Raw genomic sequence first — 14,797 nt, forward strand, 5'->3', positions numbered from 1 at the left:
CGCCGGGGTGGTGTTCGTGCACTGGCTGATCTACCAGAGCCTCTACGTCATCGGGGCGCTCTGCCCGTACTGCATGATCGTCTGGACGGTGACCATCCCCGTCTTCGGCTACGTCACGCTGCACAACCTGGCCCGGGGCAACCTGCCTCTCCCCGGCCGGAGCCTCGTCCAGTACCACAGCGTGGTGATCACCGTCTGGTTCCTGGCGATCATCACGTTGATCGTCGTCCGGTTCTGGTCGTACTGGAGCACGTTGCTCTGATCGCGGCGCTCTGATCGCGGCGGGCTGATCGCGGCGGGCTACGTGCCGGTGGGCGTGCTCCTGTGCACCGGGCCGTGCGGGTCGGCGCAGTGCGCCTCGTCCCGTCCGAGCGCGATCACCTCGGGGGCGGCGTGGTCGACCTGGAGGGTGGTGTGCTCGATCCCGTACTCGTCGTGCAGCATCCGCTCGGCGGCGAGCCGGACGGCATGGCAGTCGGCTCCGGGCGAGACCAGGATGTGCGCGGACATCGCGGCGTACCCCGAGGTCACCTCCCAGATGTGGAGATCGTGCACCTCCACCACGTGCTCGAGAGCCGCGGCCCTGGTGCCGATCTCCGCCGGGTTCATGCCGACGGGGGCGGCCTCCATGAAGACCCGTCCGGCGTCGCGGACCAGGCCCCAGCCCGCCTTGAGCATCAGGGCCGCGACCACCAGGGCGGCGATCGCGTCCGCCTGGAACCACCCCGTCAGCCAGATGACCAGGCCCGCGATGGTGGTGGCGATGAAGGCGTACAGGTCGTTGAGCACGTGCTGGAAGGCGCCTTCGACGTTCAGGCTGGAACGGTTGGCCTTGCTCAGCAGCCAGGTGGCGGCGACGTTGACCGCGATGCCGGCCAGCCCGGTCGCCACCACGTACAGGCCCTCGACGTGCGGGGGCTCGATCAGCCGCCGGACCGCCTCGTAGACGAAGTAGACGCTCAGCAGGAGCAGGGTGATGCCGTTGATCTGCGCCGAGACGATCTCGGCCCGCTTCAGGCCGTAGGTGAAGCCGCCCTTGGGCGGACGGGCGGCGATGCGCATCGCGATCAGCGCGAACAGGATCGCGATCGCGTCGGTCAGCATGTGGCCCGCGTCGGAGATCAGCGCGAGGGACCGGGCGATGAACCCGATGACCACCTCGACCGCCATGAAGCCGACGATCAGGCCGAGCGCCCCGACCAGGTACCGCCTGTCGGCGTCCACCCCGACGCTGTGCCCGTGCCCGTGTCCATGGCCGTGCCCAGACCCGCCACCCACTACGGCCCCCTTTCCCGCAACGCCTGAACAACTATTCATATGAGAGTGTGCGCTCGAAGCCGTCCGACGTCAAGATCCGGACAAATCCCGCTCAGGATGGACGGCCTGCGTGTGCTCGGTGTGCGCCACCGCCAGGTCCAGCAACATGCGCACGTGGGCGTCGGCGAGCCGGTAGTACGCCATCCGCCCGGCCCTGCGCACCGAGACCACCCGATGCGCCCGCAGCAGCCGCAGCGCGTGCGAGGTCGACGACTCACTCAGCCCGCTTACCACGGCGAGGTCGCAGACGCAGAGCTCGCCTTCCAGCAGGGCCAGGAGCAGCCGCAACCGGCCGGGGTCGGCGAGCAGGCCGAAGATGTCGGCGGTGCCCACCAGGTCGGTCTCGGCCGGCATCCGCGAGCAGACCGCCGCGACCCGCTCGGCGTCGACCGCCTTCGCGGCGCAGCTCTCGATCGACATCACCTGGGCATCTGAAGAAGTCTTCATATGATGACCATACGCATCCGCCGCCGCGCCCCGTCAAGAGACGTTCCGGCCCTCAGGCCGGAGAGAAGCTCAAAAGCCGATCTTCCAGGGGATCGGGGCACAGGAGACGGATCGGCACGGAATGGTGCACTCCGTTACGCCCGGCGAAGCGGGTACGGGAGCACGACGGGCAGTCCCATACGGGCGAGCTGCCGGAGGGCCGCTGAACTGCGGCGCAGAAATTGGGCATTGACGAAAGTTTTTTACATGTTATTCATGGATCAAGTCAGAAAGCTTCAGTACCGCTGCACCATCCATCGGGGGACCCGGAAGAACCCACCCCAAGGAGGACGCACATGGTGCGCAGCCAGCCCACTGACCCCGTCGACTTACTCGGCCCCGTCCAAGGTGAAGTCTCCTGGTTCTGCTGCGGCGCGGCATGGGGTCCGTGCAGCAGCACCGGCAAGGGAGCCTGCGGCACCTGCAACTCGGGGAGCATGCAGCACGCCTGGCCCAACACGTCCGACGCCTGCTGGGCGATCACCCACCCCGACACCTGCGGGGTGTCGCTGTCGCGCAGGACCTGCGGTTTCCAGCACCGCATCACGGCGCTGTGCAGCGGCAGCAGCGTCGTCACCGCCATCGCCGACTGCGGCCCGCAGACGGACCTGTTCTGCGGCGAGCGGAGCTGCTGCGGCGCGACCTGCGCCAGCAACCGCCTGATCGACCTCACCCCGGCGGCGTACAGCAAGATCGCCAGCCTGTCCTCCGGCCTGCGGCCGTGCGAGATCTCGACTCCCTAGGGGCTGACGATGACCAGCAGAAGGCAACTGCTCAAGTCCGCCGTGCTCGGAGGAGGCGCCGGCGTCGTCGCGGCCACCGCGCTCGGCTCGCTCGGCCCTGAGGCGGCCTTCGGCGCCGCCGCCCCCGACGTCGAACCCGGCGCCCCCGACCCCAACTTCGCCGAGGGCCGGATCCGCTCCATCAAGGACAACACGCTCCTCGTCCTGGGCTCGAACATGGTGTTCCACCAGATCAGGGTCGTCGACGGCACGAGCCTGTGGAAGCTCGGCCCCGTCTCCTTCGACGAGGCCAAGCCCGGCGACGGGCTCTATGCCCGCGGCGTCCTGATGGCCGACGGGGTGCTCGCCGCCGAGTCGGTGTGGCTCAACATCGTCAACATCAAGGGCCACATCAAGAACATCGCCACCGAGAAGATCCACCTCGACCACAACGGCCAGGACGTCCTGTGCCACGTGGTGGCCGGCAAGTCCGTGGCCATCAGGTCCGACGCGCCGGCGTCCGCCGACCTGTCGCTGCTGCGGGTGGGCCAGCACGTGCAGGTCCTGGGCGCCTGGCGTCCGAACACCAACGAGGTCGACATCGCCACCGTCTTCTCCCCCCACTAGGAGCGACACATGCAAGGGATCGCCGCGCCCCAGCCGTACGTGATCGCCCTCTTCCTCGTCTGGGCGGCCCTGATGAAACTGCTCAGCCGGCGGATGAGGTCGCAAGCCGGGCAGAGCGCTCTCGCCCGGCTGGTCGGCTCGGCGCGCGCGGTCCCCGCGCTCCGGCTCGTCGCGCTGGTGGAGCTGGCGGTGGCCGCCGCGTTGCTGCTGCCGCCCGCTTCACCCCTGGACGGTGCGGCCGCCGCCGCGCTCTCCGCCGGATTCCTCGGCTACCTCACCTACTCCCACCTGGCGGCGCCGGCTTCGTCGTGCGGCTGCCTGGGCGCGCACTCCGTCCCGGTGAACTGGCGCGCCTTCACCCGGGCGGGGCTCCTGCTCGCCATGGGCGTCGCCGCGATCTGGGCGCGACCCCAGCCGCCGACCTGGCCTGTCGCCGCACTGGGAGTGGTGGAGGCCGTCGCCCTGCTCGGCCTCTCCCCGGAGCTGGACCGCCACTGGCTGGTCCCCCTGCGCAGCCTGCTCGTACGGCTGCGCGACCCACTCGCCGTCACCTCGCCGCAGGGCATCCCCCTGGAGGTGTCGCTGCGCCTGCTCTACCTCAGCCCCGCGTACTGCTCGGCGTCCGCACGGCTCTCCTCGGACGTCCAGGACACCTGGGACGAGGACGGCCTGCGGTTCGTCGTCTACGCGGCACGCGGGGGCGCGGCCGTCTTCGCGGTCCCGCTGACAGGCGGCGATCCGTCGGCTGTCCGCGTCGCCCTTGTCGAGGAGCCCGCGCTCGCCTGAGCCCGCGCCCGCCCGAGCCCGCGCCCGCCCGAGTCAGTGCTCGCCCGAGTCAGTGCTTGCCGACGGCGGTCTTGAGGGCGACGATGGCCAGCCCGAGCAGCAGGTTGGCGACCCCTGAGATGACCACGACCCTCGTGGAGGAGCGGGTCTTCACTGCGGCCGCGACGGCCCAGGCGACCTGGCTGGCGACCGCGACGCACAGCGCCGCCCAGACCGCCATCTGGGGGGACCCGCCCAGCGAGGAGACGAAGGCGGTGACCACGGCCGGAGGAAACGATGCCTGAGCCAGTGGCCACTCCCGCCGGGCGACCACCCGGACGTGCTCCCAGGCCAGGGGGCGCGCCGGGTAGCCGCTGCTGACGAGCCGGGCGTACACGTGGGCCAGCCAGAACACCACGCCCGTGCAGATCAGCAGGGTCACGAGGTCCCCCGGCGAGGGCGGCCCGCCTTCCGCGGTGCCCGCAACCACGGAGGCGGCCAGCAGCGAACCGTACACGGCGCCCGCGTACTCGACCCGCTCCGGCGCCGCGGCCGTGTCACGCTCGTTCATGCCGCCAGTGTGGTTCGCGGGCCTGCGAGCCACCTGGTCGACGTGCGGGACTATGCACAGATTTGGCAACCGGCCGTTTGGCAACCGGCCATACAGCGGTGGCCGGTCAGTCCGGGTGACGTCCCGAGGCCACGAACAGCGGGAGGGCCAGGACATCCGCCCGGCCGCGGCCCGTTGCGCGTCTGAGCTGGCCGCTTGCCTATATACCCCCCCATGGTAATGTCGCGCTCTGCAACTACCGAGGAGTTTGACATGGACCACGGCGGACACCATCACGCCACCCCCTCTCCGTCCGCTACGGGCGGGCACAGACACGCCGCGCCTCCGCGCGCCACGTGGGCGATGGCGGCGCAGGCGACACTGCACTGCCTGACCGGCTGCGCCATCGGCGAGGTGCTCGGCATGGTCATCGGCACCGCGACCGGGCTGCACAACGCCGGCACCGTGGTGCTGTCAGTGGCGCTGGCGTTCGTGTTCGGCTACGCGTTGACGATGCGCGGCGTGCTCCGCGCCGGGCTGGACTTCCGCGCCGCGCTGAAGGTCGCCCTGGCCGCCGACACCGTCTCCATCGCGGTGATGGAGGTACTCGACAACGTGGTGATGGTCACCGTGCCCGGGGCCATGGACGCGGGGCTGACCAACTGGCTGTTCTGGGTCTCGCTGGCCGGGTCGCTGCTGGTGGCGTTCCTGCTCACGACGCCGGTCAACCGCTGGCTGATCTCCCGCGGCAAGGGCCACGCGGTCATCCACCAGTACCACCACGGCCACTAGCCGAGGGCGTGGTCGAGGTTGAAGGCCGCGCTGATGAGCGCGAGGTGGGTGATGGCCTGCGGGAAGTTGCCGAGCTGCTCGCCGGTGTGCCCGATCTCCTCCGCGTACAGCCCCAGGTGGTTGGCGTAGGTGAGCATCTTCTCGAAGGCCAGGCGGGCCTCGTCGAGGCGGCCGGCGCGGGCCAGCGCTTCGACGTACCAGAACGAGCAGATCGAGAACGTGCCCTCGACGCCCTGCAGGCCGTCGGGGCTGGCTTCGGGGTCGTAGCGGTAGACGAGCGAGTCGGAGACGAGTTCCCTGCCGAGCGCCTCCAGGGTCGACAGCCACTTGGGGTCGGTGGGCGAGACGAACTTGGCCAGCGGCATCATCAGCACCGAGGCGTCCAGCACGTCGTCTTCGAAGTGCTGGACGAACGCCTTCAGCGTGCTCGACCAGCCTCGCCGCATGATCTCGCGGTAGATCGCGTCGCGGGCCCGCCGCCAGTTCGGGGTGTCGGCGGGCAGCCCCCGGTGGCTGGCCATCCGCATGGCGCGTTCGATGGCCACCCAGCACATCAGCCGCGAGTACACGAAGTTCTTGCGCCCGCCGCGCGTCTCCCAGATTCCCTCGTCGGGCTGGTCCCAGTTCTGGCAGACCCAGTCCACCAGCGTGCACAGCTCGTCCCAGCGGTCGCTGGAGATCGGCTGCCCCCACTTGTCGTAGAGGTAGATGGAGTCGATGAGGGCCCCGTAGATGTCCAGTTGCAGCTGGTTGACGGCGGCATTGCCGATGCGCACCGGCGCCGAGCCCCGGTAGCCCTCCAGGTGGTGCAGCTCCTGTTCCGGCAGTTCGCTGCGCCCGTCGATGCCGTACATGATCTGCAGCGGGCCGGTAGGGCAGTCGCTGCACAGCGGGACGTGCTTGGACAGGAACGCCATGAAGCACTCGGCCTCCTCGGTGAATCCGAGCCTCAGCAGGGCGTACACGCAGAACGCGGCGTCGCGGATCCACACGTAGCGGTAGTCCCAGTTGCGCCCGCCGTGGATCTGCTCGGGCAGGCTGGTGGTGGGAGCGGCGACGATGCCTCCGGTCGGCGCGTAGGTGAGCAGCTTCAGCGTGAGCGCGGAGCGGTGCACCACCTCCCGCCACCGGCCCCGGTACCTGGACGCCGACAGCCAGCGCCGCCAGAACCGCACGGTGGCGGCGAACTCCTCCTCGGCCTCCTGGATCGGGCAGCCCCGCATGGCGAGGCCGTCGCCGACCCGGTCGAGGGCGAACACCGCGTACTCGCCTTCGTGGAGCTTGAAGCGCCCCCACACGTCCCGCCCGTCACCGTCGAGCGGCACGGTGGACGTCAGGGCCAGGGAGATGGAGGGCGACTCGAACAGAGTCTGCTCTCCTCGGGTGTGCACGGTGTGCGGCTGTCTCGCGTAGTCGAAGCGCGGCGCCACCCGGACGCGGAACGGCAGCGTGCCGCGGACGCACGCCACGCGGCGGATCAGCCGGTGGCGGTCGGCCTCGCGTGACCCGTCCCCGACGGGCATGAAGTCCTGAACCTCGCCCACCCCGTCGTCGGCGAAGAACCGGGTGATGAGCACGTTGGTGTCGGGGAAGTAGAACTGCTTGGTCCGCGCCGGCGTGTCGGCGGCCAGCTCGAACGACCCGCCCTGGTCGGCGTCCAGGATCGAGCCGAACACGCTCGGCGCGTCGAAACGCGGGCAGCAGTACCAGTCGATCGTGCCGTTGGTGCCCACGAGCGCGACGGTCCGCAGGTCACCGATCAGCCCGTGCTCCCCGATCGGCAGGTACCGGGAGCCATCGGACTGGAGCTCTTCAGCCGTCATCTCCGCCTTCTCTCCCTCTATGCCCTCAAGATAGGCATCTCGGGCAGTCGGCAGGCTCTGCCGTTCGTCAAGGAGAGGCAGATCTTCGCAGGCGGGCGCTACTGGCGGCCGGTCCGGCATCTGGCCGTCGGCAGTTCGCGGACGCGTTCCAGTTGCCGCTCGTACAGCTCGCGGGAGCGCCGCAGGAAGGTGGCCATGCGCTCCAGCTCCTCAGCGCCGAACCCGACGAGGAGGGCGCCGCTCAGCGCGCTGCACGCTCAGGCTGTGGGCGAGTCGGCGAGGTCGTTGGCGGCCACGTAGCCGAAGGTCATGGCCGGCCCGATGGTCGAGCCGGCCCCGGCGTAGCTGTGCCCCATGACGGCGCCGCTGGCGTTGCCCGCCGCGTACAGGCCGGGGATGACCGAGCCGTCCGCCCGGAGCACCCGTGCGCGCGCGTCCGTGCGCATCCCGCCCTTGGTGCCGAGGTCGCCGGGGACGATCTTGAACGCATAGAACGGCGGCAGCCACAGGGGCGCGAGGCAGGGGTTGGGCTTGACGTACGGGTCGGCGTAGTAGCGGTCGTAGACGCTGTCGCCGCGATGGAAGTCGGCGTCCTTGCCGGTCAGCGCGAAGCCGTTGAACCGGGTGACCGTGGCGCGCAGCGCCGACGGCGGGACACCGATCTTCTGCGCCAGTTGCTCGAGCGTCGCCGCCTGGAAGACGGCGCCGCTCCGGTACCAGGCGTCCGGTAGCGGTAGCAGCGGGGGCACGTCCTTGAACAGGTAGCGGTTGCGGTACTGCTGGTCGACGATGAGCCAGGCGGGGATGTGCGGCGAGGCCAGCGTGTTGCGGTCGTACATGACGTGCACGACGTCGCTGTAGGGCGCCCCTTCGTCGACGAAGCGGGCGCCGTCGCCGTTGACCAGGATGCAGCCGGGCAGGGTGCGCTCGGCCAGGCAGAAGTACGCCTCGCCGGGCAGCGGGATCGCGGGACCCCACCAGGCGTCGTCCATCAGGTCGAGCGCGGCTCCGGCCCGTTCGCCCGCCTCGATGCCGTCGCCGGTGTTCTCCTTGGCGCCGACCGTCCAGGCGGTGCCGATGGGCTGGCGCTGGAACTCCGCGCGCATGGCGGCGCTGTGCTCGAACCCGCCCGAGCCGACGACGACCCCGCGGCGGGCCCTGACCAGCACCTGCTGGCCGTCTCTCGACACGACCACGCCGGTGACGCGGCCGCCTTCGACGCGCAGGTCGGCCAACGGGGTGTTCAGCCACACCGGCACGCCGGCCGCGAGCAGCCCGGCGCGGAGCCCGGCCGCCAGGGACTGGCCCATGGTGAGCGGCTTCTCGCCGCGGAGCGCCGCCGCGGTGCCCCTCGCCAGGCAGGCGGCGCTGACCTCCAGGCCCTTCGGGTTGACCGCGCTGAGAGTCAGCCACTTGTAGTCGGCGCTGAAGACGACCATGCCGTTCGGAGTGGGGATGTACGCCGGGTTCAGGTTGGCGAGCTCCGCGCCGAGGACGCGGCCGTCGAGCTGGTCGGGCTCGATGGAGCGGCCGTTCGGCATCCCGCCGGGCAGTTCGGGATAGTAGTCGGAGTAGCCCTCCATCCAGCGGAACCGCAGTGGGCTGTTCCGCATCACGAACGAGATCATGGCCGGGCCGTTCGTCAGGAAGGCCTGCTGCCGCTCCGCGGGCACGGTGTCGCCGACGACGGCGGCGAGGTAGGTGGCCGCCTTGGCCGGGGTGTCCGGCACTCCGGCGGCGAGGATCACCTCGTTGCACGGGATCCAGATCCCCGCGCCGGACCTGGCCGCCGAACCGCCGAACGTCGGCGCCTTCTCGACCACCACCGTCCGCAGCCCCCGCTTGGCCGCCGTCAGCGCGGCGGTCATCCCCGCGGCCCCGCAGCCGACCACCACCACGTCGTAGTCGACGTCGGCGTACGCGGGAGCGCGGCCCAGCACCGCGCCGGTCACGAGGGCCCCGCCGGCGACGGCGGCCCCGCGCAGCAGGGCGCGGCGGGCACGGCCCTCCGCGGTCAGGGCAGTTTCAGGGCGCTGCGGGGGAAGTCCCGGCGAAACGGGCATGGTGCATCGATCCCTTCAACGTGCGTGCGCCGCGACGGGCGGACGGCCCCGCGGGCGGCGGTCGGAGGAAGAACCGGGGTGGCACCTGGCGCCGGTGCGTCGCTACGGAAGAGCTGCGGAAGAGCTGCGGGGCGGTCTGGCCCCCGCCACAGCATGAAGCATGCGCTTGGTTGGTTACGGTGTCAACGGCCCGGGTGGACGCTGCGTCTAGAACCCGTGAACTCTCGACGTCCCCGACAAGTGGGGCACCGAGGCTTACCAGTGACTCGCGACGGGGGTAGGGCAGGCCCTACCCCCACACACCTGTGAGCCGGGTCGATCGGGAGGTCGCGGGTCCGTAGCGTTTCCCGTATGACGACCCTCCGGCACCGCATCGCCACCGACACCCGCTACAACATGGCCGGCTTCCCGACGGCCGTCCTGTCGTTCTCCATGGTCGTGGCCGGTGTCTCGGCCGGGATCGGCAGCACGGTCGCGTTCGTCGGCCTGCCGATCCTCGCCGCGACCGCCGCCATGGCCCGGAACTTCGCCGACGCCGAGCTCGCGACGATCTCCGAGGTGCTCGGCCGGCCCCTCGCCCGCCCCGAGTACCGCCAGGCCCCGGCCGGGGCCGGCCGGTTCCGCCGCATGATGAACCCGCTGGCCAACGGGCAGTCCTGGATCGACCTGATCTACGCCATCGTGGCCTTCCCGTTCTCCGTGGTCTCCTTCGCGGTCACGGCCGTCTGGTGGGCCGGCGCGATCGCCGGGCTGACCTTCCCCCTCTACGGATGGATCCTCGCCGCGATCCCTGGTTTCACCGACGGTAGTCTCACCTCCCTGCTCGGCCTCGGCCACGACCCCGCCACCTTCGTGATCTTCAACACCGCGATCGGCGTGCTGTTCGCGCTGACACTGCCGCCTGTCGTGCGCGGCACGGCCCTGATGAAGGCCAGCGTCGCCCAGGCGCTGCTCACCCGTCCCGTGTACGACTCGCGCCGGGTCGGCGCGGCGGTCGCGGCCGGCGTGTGAGACGCGACCCAGCACGGAACGGGCGGCCCCTCGGGGCCGCCCGTTCCGCGTTCGGGGACTGCCCGTTCGATGTCCGGGGACTACCCGACCCACGTGCGGGGACTACCCCGTCACGTGTTCGCGTGGGGGCGCGGCCCGTTCCGCGCGCGGGTTGAGGGAGATTCCCGTGATGCCGCCGCGTCCGTCGGAGGCGGCCTTGACCAGGCCGTCCGCGCTCTCGCCCGAGCCGGTGACCCGGAGGGCGGCCTCCTGCGCCTCCTGAAGCCTCCGCATCGCCTCCTGCGCCTCTCGCAGAGTCCGCTCCACGAGTTCGTGGTCGGCGTTGGGCGGGGGATTCGGGGACATGTCAGACTCCAGGGTTCGGCACGGTAAATCGGTCACTCTACCGCTAAACCCGGAAAATCGATCTAAAGCCACCTAACACCCTTTCGGGGTACAAGTGATCATAATCCCGCTATGGTCACCGTCATGAGCTCCGAACGGGAGCGGGTTCGCAACGAGGACCCGGGGTTACGGCGGCCGAGGAGCGCGTGGCATCGGACGCGCTCCGCAACGAGCTCCGCGCGGACGGCGTCAAACAGCACGCCGACCTGGAGAAGGAGCTGGGTAACGACGCCATCCTGGACAGCGACCTGAAGTACGCCGAGCACCACTGGGCGGCCGAGGAGCGGCTGAGAAAGGAGGAGGCGGAGATCAGGCGCGGCGGGCTGAACAACTGACGTGCCCGCCGGAGCCTACGACTTGCGGGCGATCCCGCCGTACATGAGCCGCTGCCCGACTGACAGCTCCGACGGGACGGGCTCCTCCGGACGCCACAGCGGCAGCGGCACCACACCCGGCTCGACCAGCTCGAACCCGTCGAAGAAGCCGGTGATCTCCTCGACGGTGCGGAACCGGCCGGTGCCGAGGAGGGCGAGGAACTTCTTCTCGGCGTCGCGCGAGTCCTGGCTGGAGGCGCAGAAGTGGGTGATGAACAGGTAGCTGCCGGGCGGGACCGCGGCCATGTACGCCTCGACGATCCCCCGGGGGTCCTCGTCGTCGTGCAGGTGGTGCAGGATGCCGACCAGCATCACGCCGACCGGACGTCCGAGGTCGATCTGCTGCTTGATCGCCGGGTCGGCGAGGATCGCCGCCGGGTCGCGCAGGTCGGAGGTGACGACCGAGGTGCGGTCGTTCTCCGCCAGCAGCGCCCTGCCGTGGGCCAGCACCATCGGGTCGTTGTCGACGTAGACGACGCGTGACTCCGGGTTCGCGCGCTGCGCGACCTGGTGCGTGTTCTCCACGGTCGGCAACCCGGAACCGAGGTCGATGAACTGGGTGATGCCCTGCTCGACCAGGAACCGCACGCCGCGGCCCAGGATCTGCCGGTTGTACGCCGCCACGTCGTAGATCTCAGGGACGACCTTCACGATCTCGCCGACGAACGCGCGATCGACCTCGAAGTTGTCCTTGCCCCTGAGGACGACGTCGTAGGACCTGGCGATGCTGGGCCTGGTCGTGTCGACGGCGCTCGTCCACTGATCCGGCTTCTCGGCCACAGGGTCCCTTCCTCGCGGGGGCGATCACGGTGATCATACCTGTGAAAAGTTGTCGCCATGGGTGACATGAGAGACGAAAACTGTTTTAATCCGCGATAGGTCACTAAAGGGGCTACATGGCCCCGTGTGACCGTTTGCCGATATCACGGCTTCGTGGGAAAGGCAGGCCCGTGGGAGCTCCAAGTGACGAAATAGTCGTCACGGGCGGTCTCGGTTTCATCGGCTCACATTTGGTGGACGCTTACCTCGAAGCGGGCCACCACGTACGAATCATCGACTCCAACGCGGGCGCGGTCATCGACGGCGAGGACTACGACGCGAACCCGCGCTGCACGGTCATCCGGCAGCGTGTCGAGGACTACCTTTCGGCCGGCGGCGACTTCGCGGGTGTGAACCGCGTCATCCACGCCGCCTCCTACGTCGGCCCCGCCAGCATCCTGTCGCGGGCGGGCAGGCTCGGCCACGACATCATCGGCAGCACCGCGCCGGTCATCGAGGCGTGCATCAGCGCCGGCGTGCCCCTGTGCATGTTCAGCTCGGCCGAGGTGTACGGGCGCAGCGGCGTCCTGGACGAGAAGGACGACATCGTCGTCCCGACGCAGTACAACACCCGGATCGAGTACGCGATCGCCAAGACCCTGGCCGAGGCGATGGTCTCCAACAGCCGTCGGCACGGCCTGCGCGGCATCGTCATCCGGCCGTTCAACGTGGCCGGGGCGCGGCAGTCACGGGCGGGCGGGTTCGTCATGCCCACCTTCGTCCAGCAGGCCCTCGCGGAGCGGCCGATCACCGTGTTCGCGGGCGGTGAGCAGGTCAGGGCGTTCATCGCGGCCAGCGACCTGACCAGCTTCCTGCTCGGCTACATGGACGCGGCCCTGGACGGCGACGACGTCATCATCAACGTCGGCAACCCGGCCAACGCGATCACCGTCATGGAGCTGGCCAAGCGGGTGAAGGAGCTGCTCGGCAGCCCGTCCCCGATCGTCGGCGTCGACGGCAGGAGCGTGCACGGCCCGCACTACGCCGAGGCCGAGTCGTTCCACAAGATCCCGGCGCTCAGGACCGCGACCAGCCTCGGCTGGGAACCGCGGATCGCGCTCGACGACCTGATCCTGAGCACCGCCGACTACTACCGCGCCCGCGAGGACCGAAGGGCAGTGAATGCGCCGCTTTGACCGTGTGCTGGTGATCTCTCCTCACGCCGACGACGAGGTCCTGGGCTGCGGCGGGCTGATCGCCGCACAGGTCGAGGCCGGAGCCGAGGTGCACGTCCTGTATCTCGCGGTCGACGGGATGCGCCACTACGGCCTCGACGGCGCCACCACCTACCAGCAGCGCCTGGACGAGATCGAGGACGTGCGGGCCACCCTCGGCTTCAGCTACGAGATCGCCTACGGCGACCGGGGCCTGATCGAGCAGCTCGACACCCTGCCGCGCAAGGAGCTGGTGGACCTGTTCGAGCGCGCGCTCAACGAGCGGCGTCCCGACCTGCTGCTGCTGCCGAGCTTCGCCGACTACGACCAGGACCACTGCGCGGTCTTCGCGGCCGGATTCGCCGCGGCCCGGCCGATCGCGCAGCAGTTCGGCAAGTGGCTGGTGCCGAGCGTGTACATGTACGAGATGTCGAAGATCCAGTGGGCGTCGGAGCCGATGCCGCGCTCGGCCGCCTACTGCGACATCAGCGCCCACCTGGACAGGAAGCTGGAGGCGCTGCGCGGCTACAAGAGCCAGCACCGGCCCTCCCCGCACATCAGGAGCGAGGAGTCGGTGACGGCGCTGGCCACGTTGCGCGGCGCGGAGATCGGTGTCACGCACGCCGAGGCGTTCGGGGTGCTGAGGGAGGTCCTTTGAAGACGTACGCGTTCGCCACCGGGATGGAGTTCGCCGCCCCCGCCGTGGACGTGCTGGCCGCGCAGGGCACTCCCCCGTCGCTGCTGATCGGCTACCCGCCGCAGCTGCAGCACCGCTCGGGGTACGCGCCGCTGCGGGAGGCGTCCGAGAAGCACGGCATCCCGCTGCTCGAAACCGCCGACATCAACGACGGCACCGCGTACGAGCTGGTCAAGGAGATGGACCTGTTCGTGATCGCCGGGTGGTCGCAGCTCGTCCGCGAGCCGCTGCTCTCGCTCTGCCCGCTCGGCTCGATCGGCCTGCACCCCACCCGCCTGCCCGAGGGCCGGGGACGCGCCGCGCTGCCGTGGACCATCATCAAGCGACTGACCACGAGCGCGGTCAGCCTGTTCTTCCTCGACGAGGGCGCCGACACCGGAGACCTCATCGCGCAGCGGGAGTTCACGATCAGCCGCCGCGACGACGTCACCGAGGTGTACCGCAAGGTCACCGAGATCAACATCGAGCTGCTCGCAACGTACGTGCCGCTGCTGCTGGCGGGGCAGGTGGTGGCACGACCGCAGCCCCCGGGCGGCTCGTGGTGGGACAAGCGCCGGCCAGAGGACGGGGTGATCGACTGGTCCAGGCCGGCCGCCGACCTCTACGACTGGGTCCGCGCGCTGGCCGCGCCGTACCCGGGGGCCTTCACCTCCGTCGGCGGACGCAGGCTGTTCGTGCACAGCGCCGACCTGATCGAGTACGGCGGCCAGGAGCCCCCCGGCACCGTGCTCGCCCCCGTCTGGTCCACCGGCGTCGCCGGCGTGCTGGTCGCGTGCGGCTCCGGGCTGCTGGTCGTCCGCGAGGTCCAGTGGGACGGCGGCGACCGGCGCGACGCCCTCGACCTGCTGGAGTCGGGTGAGCTCTCGGTAGGCGCATGCCTGGGCACGTGAAGCTGACCGGGGCCGTGATGGCGCACCCCCGGCGCAGGGAGGCGGCCACCCGGCTGGCCGGCGGCGTCCTCGACGTCGTCACCGACCCCGACCCGACTGGGCGTCCGTCAGCGTTCCGCACCTCGCTGCTCGCCTGGTCCAGCGTCCCCGAGGACTCCACGCACCACCTGCTGCTGCACGATGACATGGCGCTCTCGTCCACGTTCTTCGAACGCGCCGAGCGCGCCGCCCGCGCCATGCCGCACGCCGCGCTCGCCCTGTTCGCCTTCTGGAACTCGCGCAACGGCGCCGCCGTCCGGCAGGGCGCGCTCGCCGGGGCGCGG

At 70.3% G+C, this 14,797-nt stretch carries 17 protein-coding genes and 1 pseudogene; 11 read left to right on the forward strand and 7 right to left on the reverse strand.

The features are described from left to right. Window positions 1–262: vitamin K epoxide reductase family protein (locus ABZ297_RS42515; RefSeq protein WP_355358785.1), on the forward strand; the 262-nt coding region annotated here is incomplete at its 5' end. Window positions 263–300: 38 nt separating this feature from the next. On the opposite strand, the gene ABZ297_RS42520 is transcribed toward ABZ297_RS42515, so the two are convergent. Both ABZ297_RS42520 and ABZ297_RS42525 read right to left on the reverse strand, forming a co-directional pair. Further along, window positions 301–1,278: a cation diffusion facilitator family transporter gene (locus ABZ297_RS42520; protein WP_355358788.1), complete on the reverse strand. Its 978-nt coding sequence runs from the start codon at window positions 1,276–1,278 to the stop codon at window positions 301–303. Window positions 1,279–1,347: 69 nt separating this feature from the next. Then, window positions 1,348–1,764, reverse strand: a complete 417-nt coding sequence (locus ABZ297_RS42525; protein ID WP_355358791.1) for a metalloregulator ArsR/SmtB family transcription factor — start codon at window positions 1,762–1,764, stop codon at window positions 1,348–1,350. Between the two features lie 335 nt (window positions 1,765–2,099). Between ABZ297_RS42525 and ABZ297_RS42530 the strand changes: the two genes are divergently transcribed. The 3 genes from ABZ297_RS42530 to ABZ297_RS42540 are packed head-to-tail and all read left to right on the forward strand — an operon-like array spanning window position 2,100 to window position 3,938. Beyond that, on the forward strand, window positions 2,100–2,546 hold the full coding sequence (locus ABZ297_RS42530) for a hypothetical protein (protein WP_355358794.1): 447 nt from the start codon (window positions 2,100–2,102) through the stop codon (window positions 2,544–2,546). Between the two features lie 9 nt (window positions 2,547–2,555). Next, window positions 2,556–3,152: a cell wall protein gene (locus ABZ297_RS42535; RefSeq protein WP_355358797.1), complete on the forward strand. Its 597-nt coding sequence runs from the start codon at window positions 2,556–2,558 to the stop codon at window positions 3,150–3,152. 9 nt (window positions 3,153–3,161) lie between these two features. After that, complete coding sequence (locus ABZ297_RS42540; protein WP_355358800.1) at window positions 3,162–3,938, forward strand: MauE/DoxX family redox-associated membrane protein; 777 nt, start codon at window positions 3,162–3,164, stop codon at window positions 3,936–3,938. A gap of 49 nt (window positions 3,939–3,987) precedes the next feature. Here the strand turns inward: ABZ297_RS42540 and ABZ297_RS42545 are convergent, their stop codons facing one another. Further along, window positions 3,988–4,488, reverse strand: coding sequence for a hypothetical protein (locus ABZ297_RS42545; RefSeq protein WP_355358803.1), 501 nt, complete (start codon window positions 4,486–4,488; stop codon window positions 3,988–3,990). Window positions 4,489–4,740: 252 nt separating this feature from the next. Between ABZ297_RS42545 and ABZ297_RS42550 the strand changes: the two genes are divergently transcribed. Beyond that, on the forward strand, window positions 4,741–5,259 hold the full coding sequence (locus ABZ297_RS42550) for a DUF4396 domain-containing protein (RefSeq protein WP_355358806.1): 519 nt from the start codon (window positions 4,741–4,743) through the stop codon (window positions 5,257–5,259). On the opposite strand, the gene ABZ297_RS42555 is transcribed toward ABZ297_RS42550, so the two are convergent. Together ABZ297_RS42555 and kstD are read right to left on the reverse strand one after the other, a co-directional pair. Then, the gene (locus ABZ297_RS42555; RefSeq protein WP_355358809.1) at window positions 5,256–7,082 is read right to left on the reverse strand and encodes a glycoside hydrolase family 15 protein; all 1,827 of its coding nucleotides are present in this window, start codon (window positions 7,080–7,082) and stop codon (window positions 5,256–5,258) included. The two genes, ABZ297_RS42550 and ABZ297_RS42555, sit on opposite strands and share 4 nt — an antisense overlap. Before the next feature lie 257 nt (window positions 7,083–7,339). Then, window positions 7,340–9,145: a 3-oxosteroid 1-dehydrogenase gene (gene kstD / locus ABZ297_RS42560; RefSeq protein WP_355358812.1), complete on the reverse strand. Its 1,806-nt coding sequence runs from the start codon at window positions 9,143–9,145 to the stop codon at window positions 7,340–7,342. 351 nt (window positions 9,146–9,496) lie between these two features. Between kstD and ABZ297_RS42565 the strand changes: the two genes are divergently transcribed. Next, window positions 9,497–10,156 carry a sensor domain-containing protein gene (locus ABZ297_RS42565; protein WP_355358814.1) on the forward strand — a complete coding sequence of 220 codons (660 nt, stop codon included), beginning with the start codon at window positions 9,497–9,499 and terminating at the stop codon, window positions 10,154–10,156. A gap of 102 nt (window positions 10,157–10,258) precedes the next feature. Here ABZ297_RS42565 and ABZ297_RS42570 read toward each other — a convergent pair whose 3' ends face one another. Continuing rightward, entirely contained in the window at window positions 10,259–10,501 is a 243-nt protein-coding gene (locus tag ABZ297_RS42570) for a YbaB/EbfC family nucleoid-associated protein (RefSeq protein WP_355358817.1), read from the reverse strand. 185 nt (window positions 10,502–10,686) lie between these two features. Here ABZ297_RS42570 and ABZ297_RS42575 point away from each other — a divergent pair, with 185 nt between their 5' ends. Beyond that, the gene (locus tag ABZ297_RS42575) at window positions 10,687–10,875 is read left to right on the forward strand and encodes a hypothetical protein (protein ID WP_355358820.1); all 189 of its coding nucleotides are present in this window, start codon (window positions 10,687–10,689) and stop codon (window positions 10,873–10,875) included. Window positions 10,876–10,890: 15 nt separating this feature from the next. On the opposite strand, the gene ABZ297_RS42580 is transcribed toward ABZ297_RS42575, so the two are convergent. Continuing rightward, complete coding sequence (locus ABZ297_RS42580) at window positions 10,891–11,694, reverse strand: SAM-dependent methyltransferase (protein ID WP_355358823.1); 804 nt, start codon at window positions 11,692–11,694, stop codon at window positions 10,891–10,893. Window positions 11,695–11,810: 116 nt separating this feature from the next. On the opposite strand from ABZ297_RS42580, the gene ABZ297_RS42585 reads away from it, so the two are divergent. The 4 genes and pseudogenes from ABZ297_RS42585 to ABZ297_RS42600 form a co-directional block, all read left to right on the forward strand. After that, window positions 11,811–12,869, forward strand: coding sequence for an NAD-dependent epimerase/dehydratase family protein (locus tag ABZ297_RS42585; protein ID WP_355358826.1), 1,059 nt, complete (start codon window positions 11,811–11,813; stop codon window positions 12,867–12,869). 10 nt (window positions 12,870–12,879) lie between these two features. Beyond that, window positions 12,880–13,545 carry a PIG-L family deacetylase gene (locus ABZ297_RS42590; RefSeq protein ID WP_355358829.1) on the forward strand — a complete coding sequence of 222 codons (666 nt, stop codon included), beginning with the start codon at window positions 12,880–12,882 and terminating at the stop codon, window positions 13,543–13,545. Further along, window positions 13,542–14,474: a methionyl-tRNA formyltransferase gene (locus ABZ297_RS42595; protein WP_355358832.1), complete on the forward strand. Its 933-nt coding sequence runs from the start codon at window positions 13,542–13,544 to the stop codon at window positions 14,472–14,474. The genes ABZ297_RS42590 and ABZ297_RS42595 overlap by 4 nt, the downstream gene beginning before the upstream one ends. Then, window positions 14,459–14,797, forward strand: a pseudogene (locus ABZ297_RS42600) (hypothetical protein); the annotation flags it as partial. The gene ABZ297_RS42595 and the pseudogene ABZ297_RS42600, both read left to right, overlap by 16 nt.

It is taken from the genome of Nonomuraea sp. NPDC005983 (assembly GCF_040614375.1).
In the GTDB taxonomy this organism is placed as follows: Bacteria; Actinomycetota; Actinomycetes; order Streptosporangiales; family Streptosporangiaceae; genus Nonomuraea.